This window comes from Candidatus Symbiopectobacterium sp. NZEC135 (assembly GCF_025962695.1).
Map to the genome: position 1 here is coordinate 1 of NZ_JAGFPF010000072.1, position 18830 is coordinate 18830.

An 18830-nucleotide genomic window follows, 5' to 3' on the forward strand; every position below is an offset into this window, starting at 1 on the left:
GTAGATATGCCGTTTTGCCAGGCGCTGACGTTGAGTTTTTCAGCCAAGGAGAGCTTGTTTAAAGCCATCTATCCTTCCGTTCAGCAGTATTTCGATTTTTTGGACGCGCAAATTACCGTACTCAACCAGGCTCAACAGGTTTTTGAACTGCAATTGCAAACCACGCTAGCCCCTGAATTTCCCATGGGGCGGCGCTTCAAGGGGGTATACCGGATTATGGCTGATAAAGTGACCACCTTCCTCTGTCTTGAGCCCTCGAAGGCTGTCTGACGAGAACTGCGATATGTAAGTGCGCATTCAAAAGAAACGGTAGTTGCCGGTTATTCTCGTAGGGATTGGCGTATCGGCATATTCAAGTGCTAGTTGTCCCAGATGCTTTTTTAACGCCATCACTTTAGTGTGCCGGAAATTCAGCAGCACATTGGTCAGTGATGATTTGGTCTGCACTCTCTCCCCAACGCTGTAGAGATCGAGGGTGTTCAATTGATATGTCGCCTTACTTTTAAATTTTACAATCTGGTGACGTAACTCCTTCAGTTTTTTTCTCTCTTGATCCCTATTCAGCGCATTCGGGTTGCTCTCCAGTGCGCCTAACGCGTGTTTAAATTCCAGTAATCTTTTTTTGTCATTAATCTTGATGTCGTATTTTGCCACAAGACTGTGGCTCAGCTTTTTATTTAAATTATTCCTGTTTTTACTGGATGCACGGTTAGCGAGTGCGCTCAACGTATCAGCAAATGGCTGTGGACTCGCCTTCTTGCCAAAAACATGTTTTAAGGTTGTGTGTTGCGGTGAGTTTGGTAGGAATCTTGCCAGCAAGCCACTTCGCGGTAAATTAACCTGATTATGCAGCCTGCGTGTTACCTTTACATTTTCTATTTTATGCATGGGGCGGATGATTTCTCCTGTTTCTGTTATGGTCGCCAACATGTTGTGAATTTTTTTAATCTGCTTATGGTGACGTCGTTTTGGCATTATATTTTTGGGGGTTGCAGTCCTGACTCGGGTATGTTTAAAAACACTCTTCGTTTTTGTTTTGGTGCTCATTCCGCCTTCAATAAGCGCAAGGTGATAACAAAGCGGTCCATTATCGTTGATAGTGTGAGGGACAATAATGTATTTTTCTCCGGCAAAAAAATTGCCAGAGCCGGAAAGCAGCTTCAATGTGCTTTTTTCCTCAACTGTTGGTTGCTGTGCTGTATCTGAATACCGGGTTTCTTTCCGCTTGTTGTATGTGAATGCTGAGGCATTCACCCCAGTACCACAGGCTAGTCGAGGCAAATTAAGATGCATGTTTTCTGTGGGGGCAACACCCAGCATTGCTCGTAATTCATTGATTTTACCATCTAAAGAAAGTGATGCACCGTATTCATTTACCTTTTTCTTTTTGGCGAGTATTCTGTTTTTATCAAAAAATAGAGTTTGGTTATTAATTCTGGGCGATTGATTCAGAAGTAATTCGAGCTGAGAGGTAGATAGCTCAAATGAAAAATATAACTCTTTGGTCTTGTGCAACGTCAAGACTGCATTTGCCTCAAAAGGCATAATAGAAAAAAATTTAATATTTCCATGATTAAGTAACGTTGATTCAAAACCCTGGCCAGTTCCTAGCAGTAAGGTATTGGCAATCTTTTTCTTACGAGTAAATACCAAATTTATATTACCTATCGTTGACTTAGTTAAAATCAGGCGATGCGTTTTTACTATTGATAGGATGGCACCGGTAAACCAGCCGGGATGAAAAGGTATGCCGCTCTGTAATATGCTGAAAAAAATAGAAAATTCATTTTCCTTGCTCAAAATAAGCGCATCATTTGTTTCCAGTTTTTGTAATAGTGATAACATTTTTTTTGCGAATGTATTTTCTTCAGGTGTAAATTCAGGAAGGTCGTTGATCAACAATGAGAAATCACGTTTAAGATCGTTGATAAATGTATTCGCTAATAATTCATTTGATTGATCTTTTTTTTGTGTTTTTGTGAGAAAATCCTTAAGCACTGATATCGCAACATTAATGCCAGGATCTGCATATTTTACTCTTTTAAGAAATTTTTCTTTCTTGCTTACCTTTATTTCGTTCTTCTTGAGAGTTAAGCGAAGAGCATCGGTTATTCGAGATATAATGGGTATGGGGGGAGCGCTAAAATTTCCCCAGCGGGTTGATGAGAAGGGTTGCCCACACGCATATTTTTCATGCGTATCGCCACCTAAAAATGTGTAGAGGCCTTGCGGCGGTTTGTGACTTGCCTTTTTTTTTCTGAGTAATAGTTTGGATAAGTTACTAGGATCAATATATAAAATCCTTACTTTGTCTCGTTTGATAGCCTCTATTTGCAGCATGTTTCTACAGCGTTTTACGGAAGAAATCCGATACTTTTTGTTGAATAATGATTGTATTTTGTATTCCACAAGGTTGTAATCATATTTTTTGTTTCCAACTGAGTATGTACTTAAGTATAAATTGTTATTCTTTAAATGGAAATGAGCGGTATTCCCATCTTCTCCTTGAAGTGAAAGATCAGTTGATAATGGCGTATGCTGCCTCTTATAGGTCACGTTGATGACTTTTACCGTTTCTTCTTTCGTGTTGACACTGGTGTTGGTGTTAATATGAATGGAGAAATAAAGATTTTTATTTTTTTGTTTTGCAGTCAGTTCACCCGCCGCATCGATATATAATGATTCAAATGTGATATTCCTTCTGTCATTTTTTTTACTGATGGTGTAATACGTATAATTGTTTTTCTTTCTATATTTGCTATACAAGCCAGAGAGTAAGTTATGGCTCTGACCTTGTATAAATATAAGATCACCATCCTCATTTAGCGTTACTCCCATATCGCTAAGTAAAGGCATGTTACAACTCCCTAAAAATACATAATCCTTAGTATTCTCTTTAGCAATGGTAGTTGGTACTAATGTAACATCTTCATTAATGCTGTCTGGTGAGTTGTGATAATTATAAAAATGGTTTTTCTTTGTGAGAAGAGTATGCATTGAATGATGAATAAAAGAGATGTTTTTGATTAGTGTATTAGAACGCGTTGGTGAAAAATCAGAGGCCTTCATCATTGGTGCGGAAGTGCTCAGTTTGTGTATATTCAGCGCTGAATGTAGTGATGTTGTCATAATCAACCTAAGGGTTACGGAACGTGAATCCTAAGCGTCGATTAATGTAATTCATTAAGCAGATGTTTAATTTAAAAAAAACTATGAATTTAAATCCGTAAAAAAAAATTCTTATAACTGAAATGTGAAATTAACATTTACTTATTGTTTTTGTCACAATCTATTGTTTGTCTTTCATCAAGTACAAGTTTTTTTCAAAAAATTTTGTATCACAACCATCACCAACACCCCTATTCCAGAAAATGTAGGTTAGACACTATTCGGGAAGGGTGGTATGTGTTTTCTTTATTATACTCAAATGTTATATTTCCAAGCTGTTTAGTTAAAGAAATAGATTTTCTGTCATTAAAATAAAATATGAGATTAGGTATTGTTGACGAAAATTTAGAAAGATAACCCGTACTCATAAAATCAATTTTAGTCAATAGGTATGTTGCATTTTCTTTGAATGATTTAACTTTAGAATGCAGATTGTCTACTAATAGCTGAAGTTCTTCACTGTTTAGTTGTGATGGATTGTCTTTAATCATTGCGATTTCTTGTTCTAGATTCTCTTTATCCCGCTTGCTTTCGTCTGTCAGTTTATAGCCTGTCCTTATATGATAGTTTATATTTTTTCCCATACTGCTTCTTTCTTTGCTCAAAAGGTTATTTTTTATCTTTTTGAGTGAATCAATGAAATCTTTATGAATGAGAATATCCTTAATTGAGTTATTTCTTCTTGTAAATAAATGAGATTTTATTTTATTATTTTTTTTGCATATCATTTCTAAATTAGTTAGGCAACGAATGTCATGGTTTTTTTCTATTTCCATGTCCATGTCATTGAGCGATTCAATGACATCAGATAATGTTTTTTCGGTATTGTTAAAAAAATCAACATCGCTGGTGTTCTGATAGGACTTGTTAATATAAGCTTGTCGGCTTACTATGTTTTTACTGTTTGACTCTTCAATGATTGGAAGAGGTAAATAATAAGTATTATTACTAATTTCTGTTGATACTATTGGCATTATTTTGTTTTCTCTAACTATTCTTGCATTTGGTGATAATGCCTGTAATTCAATTCTTTTTCTTTTTCTTTCATTCGAGTCGGGTGTGATACTAGTTTCTTTCGTATATTTTATTGAAGCGATATCCCCAGATAGCATGATTCCGGCAGTGCTTCTCGGTGCTACAACATAATTTCCTGGTTCATAACCTGTTCCCATTTGAAGTCTGAATTCAAGAGCTCTTGCCTCAATGGACAATTTATTGGTGTATTCGTTTTTTTTGTTAATTGATATATTGTGTTCTCTTTCATCGAGAAAATTGATCAGATCACTTTTCCTACTACTTTTTTCAATGAATCTTGAAAGATCTTTTTTGTCTATTTTTGATGTTAGATTTATACTTTTATCTATTTGTGAAAGTAAAATAATATTTGATTCTATGGGGAGAATTGTAAAGTAATTAATGTTGGCTGTTTTAAGTAACGTCTTTTCAAGACCTTGTCCTGTACCAGCTAAGAGCGCGATTAGCCCTGTTAATCTATTATCGAAAGAACAAGATATCTCATTATTATCCATTGTAGCAAAACTGATACTATGTTTTTTTGATAGCGCCCCAACAAAACCAACAAAATAGGCTGGAAAAAATGGGATGCCGCCTCTGGCTATACCACCAAAAATAGAGATATCGTTCGACTTTATGAGCGAAAGTTGATCATCATTTTTGAGACTTTTTAATAGGTTCGGTATCGCAACAGTGATGTCTTTATCACCAATGATGCTGTTAGGTAGGTTTTCAATCAGCGAGGTGTAATTATTATTCATATTGATGATATCGCCAGAAATTTTTCCTGTTTTTTCAGATGTTCGACACAAATTTGAAAAGTTTTTTATTGTTGATACCGTTGCACGTATTCCAGGGTCTATCGCATTTGCCATTATATAAATGGATTTTTGATAATTCTTTTCATGCCATTGATATTTCGATTTTTGTAAGTTTATTCGAAAATTATCAATCGCGTCACCGAATAAGGGGATCCATTTACTACTAAAATTACCAAAACGCGTCGAGCTAAATGGCTGGCCTGAGTCATAATATTCATGAGGGTCGGAACCCAATGCAGAGTATAGGTTTTGTGGCGGCTTATGAGAGAAACTTTTAGCGATATTATTGGGGAGTTCTATTCTGTTTGGATTAAGATAAATTATTCTCTTTTTTTTATTATGAATGGTTTCTAGTTGAAGCGTGTCCCTTGCTTTTTTAATCGAGAGTATATCGTAATTTTCAAGTGATTTTAATGTAATGATAGACTCATACTCTCTATAATTTACTGTGTTTTTTTCTCTTTTGAATTCAGATAAATACAATGCATTGTTTTTGCATGTAAATGTTAATGTAATACCATCATTTCTCTCAAATTTTATATCTTCAGGTATCCATTCCTCTTGTTCTGTTAAACGTAACGTGATATTTGTATTGGATGCTGATAAGGAGTATGTTTTACTATTCTTTTCTATATCGATAGTGTATTGCTTAGACGAGTCTTTCATTCTTCCTGTCAACTTTCCGTCTTCACTTATATGCAATGCATCAAATAAGTAATCATTTTTATTTGTTATGTCATGAGCACTGTAGCAGCAGTATTTTCTTGTCTTAAGATATTTGTTGTATAAGCCAGGTATCAACCCTTTGCGCTGTCCATTAACAAAAATAAGTCTGCCCTCCGCATCCAGCGTAATCCCCATATCCAAAACAAACTCTGTTTCGCAACTTCCCAGATAAACATAGTCTTTGGCATTGATGGATGAGGTGTCTTTTATCATTACCGGCACTAATTTTATATCGATATTGATCTCTTTGGCTGCATCCGAAAGAATTTTTTTATAAGATTCTTTTAGCTTATTGATGTGCTGAAGATCGAGCGCAGAGTTACGAATACGTGAAATGTCAGAATGTGATGTAGGGAAGGTGTTTGATCTTTCTCTCATGCCTTCACAAAAGTTATTATTGACTTGGTCTGATAGGTTGGATTTTATCTCTGCAATTAACATGCAGTGCCTCTGCCGATTGAATAGGTGATTTTGATATAAAACATAATGTAATCGATAGGATGCAGTTTATTTTTCAAGTATCGACTGTTTTTTGTATATTTTCATTTTTTGTAATAATTATATGGTTTTGGAAAAAATTACATGACAATATTAATCATAATCTGTAAATATCATTTCCAATAGAAATTATAGGAGTAGCTTCACTCTAAACTGTATCATTTACTTGAGAGATATTTATCAGGTCTGTTGAGTTAAGTCGGTAGGAATGGTATTGGAGTCGACTCGCCGAATACGAATAATTTCTTTAAATTTCTAGAAATTTAAGTCTACTGACATGTACGTGCTTCCGCATATTCTCCACGTTACAAACCCGGTTTCTGTGCGGATCGGGCATGAGGTAGAAAGCGGAAGTTCAGTATGTTGGCGGTGAGTGGGCTTTGGTTTTCAGGTGGTGCCCTGTTTCATTGACAGGAGGAGGACGGGTCTTGCTATCCGTTAACATGGGCGGGGCACTCCGTTCATCGAACTGAATGACCCGTAATTTGACCCACTTTTTTCCAGATACCCAGGGATAACTAAGAACGCACCGGGAAAGATTTTTATGCCACGTTGGTTACATTACAAACACATAGGGATTTATAGGAACGTATAGGGAGGCATAAAAAAGGAGAAGTGGTGCCCGGACTCGGAATCGAACCAAGGACACGGGGATTTTCAATCCCCTGCTCTACCGACTGAGCTATCCGGGCAACGGGGCGCATTAAACCGTATTGGCCGCTTGCCGTCAACGGGTTTGTGCAGTAAAAGCATCAAAACCACGTTGATTGCCGACTTTTCAGTCAGGGTGACGCATTTATCAGCGCCGTGCCCCAAGAACTGTCAGGTCAGCGCACCGTTTTTGCGGCATAGCGCAAAACGCAGTACATCCTCGGCCAGACGGCGGGCGGTTGCAATGTCATCCGCGTGGTGTTTGACCATTAACCGGCTCAGGCAGCCTTCGAGAATCAATTCCATCTGTTGAGCGACCATTTCTGGATCGTCCGTTTCCAACTGCGCCAGAAGCTCGCGCGTGTACTGAAGTGATGCCTGTTTTTGACGCTCTGCAATCTGATGAATAGGGTGATGGATATCAGGATAGAAACTGCATGCGGCAATAAACAAGCAGCCGGGATAGCGTTGGTTTTGTAACGCCTCATGCAATACCTGATAGCGTGCCAGCAGCTTTTCCTCAACGGAGAGCGCTTCATCCAATAGCAATTGACGCCGCCAGGTATCCACCTGCTGGCTATGGTGCCGCAGGCAATCATAGAGGAGTGCTTCACGATCTGGCCAGAAGGCGGTCATGGCCTCGGCAGTGATGCTGTGCTTCTCAGCCAGGGTGTCTAACGTTAAGGCAGCAACGCCCTGTTGTTCCAGTAAAATCAGCGCGTTCTCAAGGACCTCGTCCCGCTGTAGTTGCATGATATTCCCCTTGATTCAGACCGGGGCCGCCACCGTGGCTCATTGCCCCAGTTTTTGCAAATGTGCCCGGAACGCCTCGGCATTCATAAAACCGGTAATGCGTGAGTCGGGAATTTCCCGGCCATTACTGTCAAAAAAGAGTATGGTTGGTAACCCCATAACCTGGAATTTTTTTAGCAATGCGTTTTGCTGCGCGTTGTTGGCGGTCACATCCGCCTGAAGAAGTTGAAACCTCGCCAGATCCTGTTTGACGCCCGCATCGCTGAAGGTGTACTTCTCAAACTCTTTGCAGGCTACACACCAGTCGGCATACAAATCCAGCATAGCAGGGCGCTGGCTGCTGGTGAGGGATTGGTTCAACCCCTCCAGATGATGAACAGGTGTAAACGGCAGGGTTGATGTGTGCGTGGTGCTGGCTTGGCTGGATGAAGGCATTAGCCACTCTTGCAATGGACGAGCGGCGGTCACGGCACCAATCAAAAGCAGCAGTTGTATCAAGCGCATTCCGCGCCAATGGCTGTGCAAGCCCTGCATGATCAGCCAAGCCAGGAAGGAGATTATCAGCAGGCTCCACAGGCGCGCTCCCCAGATATCGCCGACAACACGTTCCAGCAGAAAGACCGGTAAGGCCAGAATGACAAAGCCAAAGGCGGTTTTGATGTGCTGCATCCACGGGCCGCTGCGGGGTAAAAAGCGATTGCCAAACAGGGTTATGGCGATAAGCGGCAAGCCCATGCCGAGCGCATAGAGATAAAGAATCCCGCCACCGGCGACGCTATTACCGCTTTGCGCAATGTAGAGCAGGATGGCGCTGAGTGGGGCGGTGGTGCAGGGCGAGCAAATCAGCCCGGCCAATGCCCCCATGCAAAAAACCCCGCCAAGGGAGCCGCTTTGTTGCCGATTGCTCCACAGTGCCAGGCGGGTTTGCAGGGTGGAGGGCATCTGTAGGTTATAGAGACCAAACATCGACAGCGCAAGTGCGATAAACAGCAGTGACAAGCCGATCAACACGGCTGGATGCTGTAGCGCTGCTTGAAAGCGCAGCCCTGCTGCCGCGATGATAATGCCGAGCAGGGTGTAGGTCAGCGCCATTCCTTGCACATAGGTGAATGCCAGCAGCAGGGTTCGGCGTACAGATAATTGCTTTTTGCGGCCAAGAATCAGCCCGGAAATCAGCGGATACATTGGGAGTACGCAGGGGGTGAAGGCAACACCGATACCGATTAACAGCGCCCAAAGTGGAGAAAACGGCAGCGGTGCTGGTGTTATAGGCGCTGTGGCGGGCAGAGCCGTATTGCTGGGCGTTGGCTGATGGCCTGCGGTCACTGCATTTAATGGGATTTCTCGCGTTTCAGGGGGGTAGCAAAAACCTGCATCAGCACAGCCCTGATAGGTAACTTGCACCGTTGCGCCTGCGGTGCTCTGCGTAATAGGGATGGTTACCGTGAGGCTATCGCGAAAGATTGCCACTTCACCAAAAAAATCGTCTTTATGCGGCAGGCCAGCGGGTAAGGATATGTCGCCTAATACAGCTTGGCTGGGAGTAATACTGATTTTGTCGCGATAGAGGTAATAGCCTGGGTGGATTTGCCAGCGTAGCGTCAGTGTCTCTTGCTGTTGCTGAAAATCGAAAGCAAATGCGCGATCTACCGTCAGGAAGCGGCTGTTTTGTACCGGCGATGACGGCGCAAACAGGGATGCGCCTGCCAGTTGAGGGCAGATCAGCGTGCTTAACAGCAGGATCAGCGTAAGGATGCGGTTAGCCATGTCAGGTAATCTTTGTCGCCGTCCGTGATCGGAACCACCAGAAGTTCCGGGGTTTGATAAGGGTGTTGCTGTTTCAGGCGTTGCAGCAGTGCATGTTGGTGCAAGGTATCGCTCTTGATCACCAGTTGCACTTCCTTTTGCTGCTCCAGCTTACCTTCCCAGATATAGAAAGAGTGCGCGCCAGGCAGTGCTGTGACACAGGCTGCCAGCCCGGCATTGAGCACATCCATCGCCAACTGTTGTACTATGGGTTCGTCAGGTGCCGTACACAGGACAACGATGGCGGTGCAGCTCGCAGGATTTTCCATGGTCACCCCAGTGAAAGAGGAACTGGGGGTACTATACCCTGCTTTGGGGGCTGAGGGGAATGGATGCCGGGCGGCGAAACACCGCCCGGGGTGAATGCCGGAGGGCCATTACAGCACCAGATTTCCCAGAATAAAGCCAAAGATGACGGATAGCGTAATTGCCATAACGCCAGGCACCAGGAACGCATGGTTGAAGACGTACTTGCCGATTCGGGTTGAACCGGTGTCATCCATTTCTACGGCAGCAAGCAGCGTGGGATAAGTGGGTAACACGAACAGCGCTGACACGGCAGCAAAAGACGCCACGGCAGTGACTGGCGTCACGCCCAACAATAGCGCCGCAGGCATCAGCGCTTTGGCTGTCGCCGCCTGTGAGTAGAGCAGGGTAGAGGCAAAAAATAGGATTACCGCCAGCATCCACGGGTAATTCTGCAGCAATGCGCCTGCCGTGCCCTGAATTTCACCGATGTGTGCTTTTACGAACGTATCGCCTAACCAGGCCACGCCCATTACACAAATGCAGGCGCTCATGCCGGATTTGAAGGTGCTGGCAGAGAGGATTTTTGCGGTATCCAGCTTACAGGTGATGCAGATCAGGGTCGCGACGGTCAACATAAAGACCACAATGGCTTCGTTACGGGGCAGTATGGGTTTGGCAATCAGCCCGACGGTATCGCTGATGGCGGTGGCGTAAAGCATCACTGCGACAATACCCACTAAAAACAGCAGCACGGAGCGCTTGGCCCCCGTTTTTATCTCCAGCGTGCTGACACCGCGCAGCACGGTTTCACCCTTTGCCAACCGTGCCTGATAAATCTCATCGTCTTTCAATTCCTTGCCCAGAAAATTGGTCACCACGGCGGTAAGCAACACCGCGCACAAGGTGGTAGGGATACAGATCCCGAGCAGTAGTAGATAGCTGACGCCTTTCGGTTCAAGAATACTGGCAACGAAAACCACGGCGGCGGAAATCGGTGAGGCTGTGATGGCGATTTGTGACGCCACAACGGCAATCGATAACGGGCGGGAGGGGCGAATCCCTTGTTCTTTCGCCACTTCTGCAATCACAGGTAGCGTTGAGAACGCCGTGTGCCCTGTTCCCGCCAGCAATGTCATAAAATAGGTGACAACAGGGGCCAAAAAGGTGACGTATTTAGGCTGACGCCGTAGCAACTTTTCCGCCAGACTCACCAGATAATCCATGCCTCCTGCGACCTGCATGGCCGCGATGGCGGCGATCACCGCCATGATGATTTGAATTACGTCGAAGGGAATGGCACCGGGTTTGATTTGAAACACCAGTGTCAGAACCAACACGCCAAGACCGCCCGCGAAACCGATACCGATCCCACCGAGCCGTGCACCGAGGTAGATAGCCAATAAAACGATAACCAACTCAAAGGCAAACATAGCAATGCTCCTTTTTCAGATAAGAAATTCTTATGGTTATGAGCAAACCTGAGGCCATAAAAAAGGCACGCCCGCAGAATGCCGACGTGCCTGTCAGGAGTAACGCTAGCGCCCGATAGCGGGGCGCTGAGTTAACCGATCGGACGCTTAAGACGCGTCGTTGTCATCCGTGTAACGTTTGGCCTTGTAGGCTGGGTGCATCAGGTTTTGTACCGAGAAAATGTCATCCAGTTCACTTTCGGTCAGCAGACCGCGCTCCAGCACCACTTCACGCACGCTCTTACCGGTTTCGGCGCAAATCTTGCCGACAATGTCGCCATTATGGTGACCAATAAACGGGTTGAGATAGGTAACAATGCCGATGGAGTTGAACACGTAGGCTTCGCATACCGATTTGTTGGCGGTGATACCGTTAACGCATTTTTCCAACAGGTTGTGGCAGGCGTTGGTAAGAATATGGATAGATTCAAACATCGCCTGACCGATAACCGGTTCCATCACGTTGAGCTGCAACTGACCCGCTTCAGAGGCCATGGTGACGCAGGTATCGTTGCCAATCACCTTGAAGCACACCTGATTGACCACTTCCGGTACCACCGGATTGACCTTGGCGGGCATGATGGAAGAGCCTGCCTGCAATTCCGGCAGGTTGATTTCATTGAGGCCAGCGCGCGGGCCGGAAGAAAGCAGTCTAAGGTCGTTACAGATCTTCGACATCTTCACCGCCAGGCGTTTCAGCGCACCGTGCACCATCACGTAAGCGCCGCAGTCAGAGGTGGCTTCAATCAAATCTTCAGCCGGCACGCACGGCAGACCGCTCACTTCTGCCAGACGTTGCACTGCCAACTGTTGGTAACCGTCCGGTGTGTTTAACCGCGTGCCGATGGCCGTTGCGCCCAGGTTCACTTCCAGCAGTAATTCGCCGGTGCGCAGCAGGTTTTTGTTCTCTTCTTTCAGCAACACATAGAAAGCATGGAATTCCTGACCCAGCGTCATCGGCACCGCGTCCTGCAACTGGGTGCGCCCCATCTTCAGGATGGTTTCGAATTCTTTAGCCTTGCGCTCGAAGCCATCCGCCAACTGGGTGATGGCCTCAATTAACGTCAGGATGGCGCTGTACACCGCAATACGAAAACCGGTGGGATAGGCATCGTTGGTGGACTGGCACTTGTTCAAATGATCGTTAGGGTTGAGGTACTGGTATTCGCCTTTGTTGTGGCCCATCAGCTCCAGGCCAATATTCGCCAGCACTTCGTTGGTGTTCATGTTTACCGAGGTGCCCGCACCGCCCTGATACACATCAACCGGGAACTGATCCATGCATTTGCCGTTGTTCAACACTTCGTCGCAGGCACGGATAATGGTATCGGCGATCGGGCGGGGAATGGTTTTCAACTCGCGGTTCGCCAGGGCTGCGGCCTTTTTGACCATCACCATGCCACGCACGAATTCGGGAATATCGCTGATTTTGTGGTTGCTGATGTAGAAATTTTCAATGGCCCGCAGGGTATGAATGCCATAGTAGGCATCGGCGGGAACTTCACGGGTACCTAACAGGTCTTCTTCAATACGGATGTTGTCTGACATGAGTGCCTTCTCTTGAATCCTGCAATTTGATGAGAACGCGTTTTGCTAACCATCTTGGTGTTAACAAAAAAGCGTGTTAACAAATAATCGTGCCAATAAATGCGAGTTATTATCACGATGGTGTTACCACAAAATGTACCACCACAGGCAACAGTCGCAGAACGATTGACCATAACTGCCTCCGCTGGGGTGATGATATATTGTATAGAATCCCAAAAGCGTAGTTTCGATCACTCAATGAAGATGTGTAATTAATAAAGTAAATAAATTGTGATAGTCGTCACTCGTGATTATTGCACAATGAAATTTTCTGCCTGCAGGTTGAAAATGCCCGCTTGCGCTACCACTTCATTAAATTATAAGGGTTGATGTTGGATCTCTGGTGATATGTCTTCATGATGGCCAGATGCACAACACATGACGGCAGCCTGTGAATCAGGCGGGCATTGATCATATTAGTTTTTATAACAATCAGTTAAATAAATCAGGAGAATCCAGTGCGCTGGTTACCGCTATTCCTACTCTTTCTTTTTGCCTACATTGAAATTTCGCTGTTCATCCGCGTTGCGGAAGTGCTGGGCGTCGCGGTGACGTTGCTGCTGGTGGTGTTCACCTCCTGTATTGGCGTTTCTTTGGTACGCAATCAGGGTGTGAAAACGTTTATTCAAATGCAGCAGAAAATTGCGGCGGGAGAGAGCCCAGCGGCGGAAATGGTCAAAAGCGTATCGCTGGTACTGGCGGGCTTTTTGCTGCTGCTTCCCGGTTTTTTCACTGACTTCCTTGGATTGCTGCTGCTGTTGCCCCCGGTGCAAAAGCGGTTGACGGTCAAACTGATGCCTCATCTGCATATTTGGCGCGGCGCTGGCACCACATCGTCCGGCAGCAACGGCAATACCTTTGACGGTGAGTTCTACCGCAAAGATGACGATCGCAAAAACCTCGAGCATAAAGACGAGCAAGACAAATGATACTGATTGGGGGGAAGATATTAACTGTATGTTTTATATGTTTTTTTAATTTCACCCCGTCAAAATTTCATCACTATCGCAAAAAAAATCCTTTTTCTCCCTTGAAGGGAAGCGAATCGTCCCCACTTAGAAATTCACAAGGCGGGTATGAGAATGTACCCGGCGTTAATCCCAAACTGATATGGACTTTCTCAAAGGAGAGCTATCAATGAAAATTCGTCCATTGCATGACCGCGTGATCGTCAAGCGTAAAGAAGTCGAGTCCAAATCTGCTGGCGGTATTGTTCTGACCGGTTCTGCTGCGGCTAAATCTACCCGTGGTGAAGTGCTGGCAGTGGGCCATGGCCGCATTCTGGAAAACGGCGACGTAAAACCGCTGGATGTGAAAGTTGGCGATATCGTCATTTTCAATGATGGCTATGGCGTGAAAGCCGAGAAGATCGACAACGAAGAAGTCCTGATCATGTCTGAAAGCGACATCCTGGCGATTGTTGAAGCGTAATCATCTGAATCGAACGAATTTAAGGGAAATAAACCATGGCAGCTAAAGACGTAAAATTCGGCAATGACGCGCGCGTAAAAATGCTGCGCGGTGTGAACGTTCTTGCTAACGCAGTGAAAGTGACTTTAGGCCCGAAAGGCCGCAACGTCGTTCTGGATAAATCTTTTGGTTCTCCGATCATTACCAAAGACGGCGTGTCCGTAGCGCGTGAAATCGAGCTGGAAGACAAGTTCGAAAACATGGGCGCTCAGATGGTGAAAGAAGTGGCCTCCAAAGCGAACGACGCAGCGGGCGACGGCACCACCACGGCAACCGTACTGGCACAGGCAATCGTGAACGAAGGTCTGAAAGCCGTTGCCGCAGGCATGAACCCGATGGATCTGAAACGCGGTATCGATAAAGCGGTTATCGCTGCGGTTGAAGAACTGAAAAAACTGTCCGTACCTTGCGCTGACACTAAAGCCATTGCTCAGGTCGGTACCATCTCTGCCAACTCTGATGACACAGTGGGTAAACTGATCGCTGAAGCCATGGAGAAAGTGGGCAAAGAAGGTGTTATCACCGTAGAAGAAGGCTCCGGCTTACAAGATGAACTGGCCGTTGTGGAAGGGATGCAGTTCGATCGCGGTTATCTCTCCCCGTATTTCATCAACAAACCGGAAACCGGTTCTGTTGAGCTGGAAAGCCCGTTCATCCTGCTGGCTGACAAAAAAATCTCCAACATTCGTGAAATGCTGCCGGTACTGGAAGCCGTTGCCAAAGCAGGCAAACCGCTGCTGATCATCGCAGAAGATGTTGAAGGTGAAGCGCTGGCAACGCTGGTGGTGAACACCATGCGCGGTATCGTTAAAGTTGCCGCTGTGAAAGCACCGGGCTTCGGCGATCGTCGTAAAGCCATGCTGCAAGATATCGCCACCCTGACTGCGGGTACCGTTATCTCTGAAGAGATCGGTCTGGAGCTGGAAAAAGCCACGCTGGAAGATCTGGGTCAGGCAAAACGCGTTGTGATCAACAAAGACACCACCATCATCATCGACGGTGTGGGTGATGAAGTAGTTATCCAAGGTCGTGTTGGTCAGATTCGTCAGCAGATCGAAGATGCAACTTCCGATTACGATCGCGAAAAACTGCAAGAGCGCGTTGCCAAACTGGCAGGCGGCGTTGCCGTTATCAAAGTCGGCGCAGCCACTGAAGTGGAAATGAAAGAGAAGAAAGCACGCGTTGAAGATGCGCTGCACGCGACCCGTGCTGCCGTTGAAGAAGGCGTGGTTGCTGGTGGTGGTGTTGCGCTGATTCGCGTAGCTAATGCCATTCGCGAAATGCAAGCTGAAAACGAAGATCAGAACGTGGGTATTCGTGTTGCGCTGCGCGCGATGGAAGCTCCGCTGCGTCAAATCGTGGAAAATGCCGGTGAAGAACCTTCCGTTGTGGCTAACAACGTGAAAGCAGGCGAAGGTAACTACGGTTACAACGCCGCAACAGAAGCTTACGGCAACATGATCGACATGGGTATTCTGGATCCGACCAAAGTAACCCGTTCTGCACTGCAATACGCTGCATCCATTGCTGGTCTGATGATCACCACCGAATGTATGGTGACCGAGTTGCCGAAAGAAGATAAAGGCGACTTAGGTGCTGCTGGCGGTATGGGTGGCATGGGCGGTATGGGTGGTATGGGCGGTATGATGTAATCAACGCCGGGCACTCGCGCGTCGCGCCGAGGCCCGGATGAGTAACATCAACACGCTTTTACGCTTAACATGAACACTATCTGGTCTATCACCAGATAGTGTTTTTTTATGCCCTGTTTTTGTCTTTTTTTCTGTGCAAGCGGCGATCAAATTTAGCCAATGCGCTGTCAAAGATTAAAAAAATGTTATCATATTGCGCATCCAACGGTGGTGGGGTGTGCTAATACGTGATGTTTGTGCGCTACAATACGTGCCGTGTTATGTATTCAAACCCGGCGAGCAAGACTGACACCACGGGCATGAGTGATGAAAGCGCAACCTAGCGAAACGGTATCGTTCATCGTCATGCACCACCCGCCACCATTGGAGTAGGGATATGCCCGATGCAGCGCTAACACTGCTGCGCAACATAGCATGGTTGCACGCGACCGATTGGTTAAAAGACGCGCCGATGGCGTTGCCATCACCTGTCGATACCTGGCTGAAAGAAACTGGTTCGATGACCCAGCGGCTGGAACGACATTGCACACAGTTGACGGTAGTACCGTACTATAATGGTTACGTGGCGACTGAGATGCTGGGTGATGAGCAGCGCGAGTTACCACACAGCGCGCGTTATTGGTTGCGAGAGGTGATAATCTACGGTGATGGACAGCCCTGGGTGGCCGCCAGAACCTTGATTCCGCCCTCAGCCCTTGATACCTCTGTGTCGGCGTTGACGACGCTTGGTGATACCCCGCTTGGGCGCTATCTGTTTAAACAGGATTCCCTGCAACGCGATTACATTCATATTGGGCGCTGTGAAAACCTGTGGGCGCGGCGATCCCGTTTGCGTTTGTTTAATCAGCCAATACTGCTGACAGAATTGTTTTTGCCCTCGTCGCCTGCCTATCATTTTCAAGGCGTTGAACGGGGTAACCGTTAAGGAGAAATGACGTTGGAACGAAGTATGACAGCGGGAAAATGGGGCGCTTATTGTCGGTTAATGCGAATTGATAAGCCGATTGGTTCCCTGCTGTTGCTCTGGCCAACCCTCTGGGCATTATGGCTGGCAGGCGGCGGTGTGCCGAGGCCGTGGACGCTGTTGGTCTTCGTCGCGGGCGTATTTCTGATGCGTGCGGCAGGTTGTGTGATCAATGATTACGCCGATCGCCATTTTGATGGGCATGTAAAACGCACTGCGTCTCGTCCCTTACCCAGCGGCCTGGTGAGCGAGCAGTCGGCAAAAGTGCTGTTTGTGGTTCTGGTGCTGTTGGCGTTTGCGCTGGTGCTGACGTTGAATCGCATGACCATTTGGCTCTCCGTGGCGGCGTTGGCATTGGCATGGATATACCCCTTCATGAAACGCGTCAGTCACCTGCCACAGTTTGTGTTGGGCGCCGCGTTCGGTTGGTCGATTCCCATGGCGTACGCCGCAGTCAGTGAATCCCTGCCCGCAAGCGCCTGGATCATGTTTTTGGCCTACATCTGCTGGACCGTTGCCTATGACACACAATATGCCATGGTCGATCGCGATGATGACCTCAAGATTGGCATCAAATCCACCGCCATTCTGTTCGGGCGCTTTGATACCTTGATCATCGGCTTGTTGCAGGCGAGCATGCTGGCATTGATGGTGGTGCTAGGCATGCAAATGAAGCTGGGGGCGGCATTTTACCTCACGGTACTGATGGCGGCGGGTTTGTTCGGCTATCAGCAATGGCTGACCGCAGGACGTGAGCGTGATGCCTGTTTCCGTGCGTTCCACAACAATAACTATGTGGGGATGGTGTTGTTTGCGGGGATTGTGCTGGGGCTCTGAGGGTCCCCGGCATCACACAGGGTGTGTGATGCCGGAGTAAAGCGGCAATAAACCGCGCAGTAGGCTACGCTTGTGCGACGTCCTGCTTTTCGTCTTCCGCTTCAGCGCTGGCCGGCGTGCTGGCACTTTCAATCGTCAACCGGACTTCCGGTGTGATCAAATCGCTAAGAATGCGGTAGAGTTCTAAGGTATTGCGCGTATCCACGCTGCTGCTGTCGCTGATGTAACCCTCTTGGCGTAGCGTGGCGACCAGCGTTGAGAACACGGCCTTATCGAAGAACTCCGGCGCGTTAATGCCATGCAGCACGGATAGGCGCTGCGCCATATTTCGGCTCTCTTTTTCCAACGTACCGCGGTTCATTTCCGGGTTAGCCCCGAGTAATGACAGCGTAATGGCGTAACGTTGCAGGGTTTCCCGCACGCCGGCAGCCAGCAATTGGAGTGTGCGAATACGTAGCGGGTTCAGCACCAGCGCATCGTGCTTGATGATAATCAGTTCCTGACGCACCAACTCTGCGGTCAACGTTTCAATGACGCCAGGCAGTGCTTCTTTGCTGTAATGCAAGAACAGCTCGGCTTGAATTAACGGGTAAATCAACGACATCTGTCGTGTTAACTCATCCGGCGTGATCCTTCCACGGTGCATGACAATGCTGGCAATCATCGATGGCAGCACCAGCAAGTGCTGAATGTTATTGCGATAATAAGTCATCAACACGGCCTGTTCACGCGGCAGAATGATGATCTCACCAATGTTGTCTTGTTCGACTTCGAATTTGTTCATTGCCAGCGCGTGTTCCAGCAGTTCCGGCGCAGTCTTTTTCGGCGCCGTGACATCTTTGCTGTAAGGCACGTTGCGCAGCAATTGCAAATAGCAGTCCAGTTGCTCATGCATTTGCTCACGGGTCAGCGCACGTTGACGTGACGCCAGCAGTGCCGTGGAGCACAGGTTCATGGCATTCGCCGCGGCGGCATTGTTAATCCGCACCATAATGATATCGGCAATATCCTGCACGGTAGGTGTGAGCCAGGTAGGGCGCTGCGCTTCAATCGGATCAATAGCCTCGCGCCACTGCGGTACATGGTGGTTGAGGTAAGGCGTCAGCGACAGCGGCTCGCCAAAATTCACATAGCCTTGCCCCAGATTGCGCAGTTTGCGTAACCC

Annotated in this window: 13 protein-coding genes, 1 tRNA gene and 1 pseudogene; 6 read left to right on the forward strand and 9 right to left on the reverse strand. The window is 46.7% G+C overall.

What is annotated here, in order from left to right; translation table 11 throughout:
* A partial coding sequence (locus tag J5224_RS21300; RefSeq protein WP_264627258.1) for a 4'-phosphopantetheinyl transferase family protein occupies window positions 1-270 on the forward strand: 270 nt, incomplete at its 5' end.
* A 27-nt stretch (window positions 271-297) separates the two neighbouring features.
* On the opposite strand, the gene J5224_RS21305 is transcribed toward J5224_RS21300, so the two are convergent.
* The 8 genes from J5224_RS21305 to aspA all read right to left on the reverse strand — a co-directional run bounded on the left by J5224_RS21305 (window position 298) and on the right by aspA (window position 12703).
* Window positions 298-3129 (reverse strand): hypothetical protein, encoded by a 2832-nt coding sequence (locus tag J5224_RS21305; protein ID WP_264627259.1) that lies wholly within the window; start codon window positions 3127-3129, stop codon window positions 298-300.
* A 230-nt stretch (window positions 3130-3359) separates the two neighbouring features.
* A complete protein-coding gene (locus J5224_RS21310; RefSeq protein ID WP_264627260.1) occupies window positions 3360-6170 on the reverse strand; it encodes a hypothetical protein in 2811 nt (936 codons plus the stop codon).
* Window positions 6171-6843: 673 nt separating this feature from the next.
* A tRNA-Phe gene (locus tag J5224_RS21315) sits at window positions 6844-6919 on the reverse strand.
* Between the two features lie 130 nt (window positions 6920-7049).
* Entirely contained in the window at window positions 7050-7631 is a 582-nt protein-coding gene (locus J5224_RS21320; protein ID WP_264627261.1) for a transcriptional regulator, read from the reverse strand.
* A 39-nt stretch (window positions 7632-7670) separates the two neighbouring features.
* Entirely contained in the window at window positions 7671-9398 is a 1728-nt protein-coding gene (locus tag J5224_RS21325) for a protein-disulfide reductase DsbD (protein WP_264627262.1), read from the reverse strand.
* Window positions 9374-9706 (reverse strand): divalent cation tolerance protein CutA, encoded by a 333-nt coding sequence (cutA, locus tag J5224_RS21330; RefSeq protein ID WP_264627263.1) that lies wholly within the window; start codon window positions 9704-9706, stop codon window positions 9374-9376. Before cutA ends, J5224_RS21325 begins: the two co-directional genes overlap by 25 nt.
* 108 nt (window positions 9707-9814) lie before the next feature.
* Window positions 9815-11116 carry an anaerobic C4-dicarboxylate transporter gene (locus tag J5224_RS21335; protein WP_264627264.1) on the reverse strand — a complete coding sequence of 434 codons (1302 nt, stop codon included), beginning with the start codon at window positions 11114-11116 and terminating at the stop codon, window positions 9815-9817.
* A gap of 147 nt (window positions 11117-11263) precedes the next feature.
* Window positions 11264-12703: an aspartate ammonia-lyase gene (gene aspA / locus J5224_RS21340; protein ID WP_264627265.1), complete on the reverse strand. Its 1440-nt coding sequence runs from the start codon at window positions 12701-12703 to the stop codon at window positions 11264-11266.
* A 497-nt stretch (window positions 12704-13200) separates the two neighbouring features.
* On the opposite strand from aspA, the gene J5224_RS21345 reads away from it, so the two are divergent.
* The 5 genes from J5224_RS21345 (at window position 13201) to ubiA (ending at window position 17665) form a co-directional block, all read left to right on the forward strand.
* Window positions 13201-13671 (forward strand): FxsA family protein, encoded by a 471-nt coding sequence (locus J5224_RS21345; RefSeq protein WP_264627266.1) that lies wholly within the window; start codon window positions 13201-13203, stop codon window positions 13669-13671.
* 208 nt (window positions 13672-13879) lie between these two features.
* Complete coding sequence (locus J5224_RS21350; RefSeq protein WP_195312573.1) at window positions 13880-14173, forward strand: co-chaperone GroES; 294 nt, start codon at window positions 13880-13882, stop codon at window positions 14171-14173.
* A 35-nt stretch (window positions 14174-14208) separates the two neighbouring features.
* Complete coding sequence (gene groL, locus J5224_RS21355) at window positions 14209-15864, forward strand: chaperonin GroEL (protein ID WP_264627267.1); 1656 nt, start codon at window positions 14209-14211, stop codon at window positions 15862-15864.
* A 376-nt stretch (window positions 15865-16240) separates the two neighbouring features.
* Window positions 16241-16789, forward strand: coding sequence for a chorismate lyase (ubiC, locus tag J5224_RS21360; protein WP_264627268.1), 549 nt, complete (start codon window positions 16241-16243; stop codon window positions 16787-16789).
* Between the two features lie 6 nt (window positions 16790-16795).
* On the forward strand, window positions 16796-17665 hold the full coding sequence (gene ubiA / locus J5224_RS21365; RefSeq protein WP_413544710.1) for a 4-hydroxybenzoate octaprenyltransferase: 870 nt from the start codon (window positions 16796-16798) through the stop codon (window positions 17663-17665).
* A gap of 64 nt (window positions 17666-17729) precedes the next feature.
* On the opposite strand, the pseudogene J5224_RS21370 reads toward ubiA, so the two are convergent.
* A pseudogene (locus tag J5224_RS21370) lies at window positions 17730-18830 on the reverse strand (glycerol-3-phosphate 1-O-acyltransferase); the annotation flags it as partial.

Excerpts from the sequence above, each read along its gene's own strand:
- ubiC (WP_264627268.1), top strand. The coding sequence starts at position 16,241 with ATGCCCGATGCAGCGCTAACACTGCTGCGCAACATAGCATGGTTGCAC.
- J5224_RS21310 (WP_264627260.1), bottom strand. The coding sequence starts at position 6,170 with ATGTTAATTGCAGAGATAAAATCCAACCTATCAGACCAAGTCAATAAT.
- groL (WP_264627267.1), top strand. The coding sequence starts at position 14,209 with ATGGCAGCTAAAGACGTAAAATTCGGCAATGACGCGCGCGTAAAAATG.
- ubiA (WP_413544710.1), top strand. The coding sequence starts at position 16,796 with ATGACGTTGGAACGAAGTATGACAGCGGGAAAATGGGGCGCTTATTGT.
- J5224_RS21320 (WP_264627261.1), bottom strand. The coding sequence starts at position 7,631 with ATGCAACTACAGCGGGACGAGGTCCTTGAGAACGCGCTGATTTTACTG.
- aspA (WP_264627265.1), bottom strand. The coding sequence starts at position 12,703 with ATGTCAGACAACATCCGTATTGAAGAAGACCTGTTAGGTACCCGTGAA.
- cutA (WP_264627263.1), bottom strand. The coding sequence starts at position 9,706 with ATGGAAAATCCTGCGAGCTGCACCGCCATCGTTGTCCTGTGTACGGCA.
- J5224_RS21325 (WP_264627262.1), bottom strand. The coding sequence starts at position 9,398 with ATGGCTAACCGCATCCTTACGCTGATCCTGCTGTTAAGCACGCTGATC.
- J5224_RS21335 (WP_264627264.1), bottom strand. The coding sequence starts at position 11,116 with ATGTTTGCCTTTGAGTTGGTTATCGTTTTATTGGCTATCTACCTCGGT.
- J5224_RS21305 (WP_264627259.1), bottom strand. The coding sequence starts at position 3,129 with ATGACAACATCACTACATTCAGCGCTGAATATACACAAACTGAGCACT.
- J5224_RS21350 (WP_195312573.1), top strand. The coding sequence starts at position 13,880 with ATGAAAATTCGTCCATTGCATGACCGCGTGATCGTCAAGCGTAAAGAA.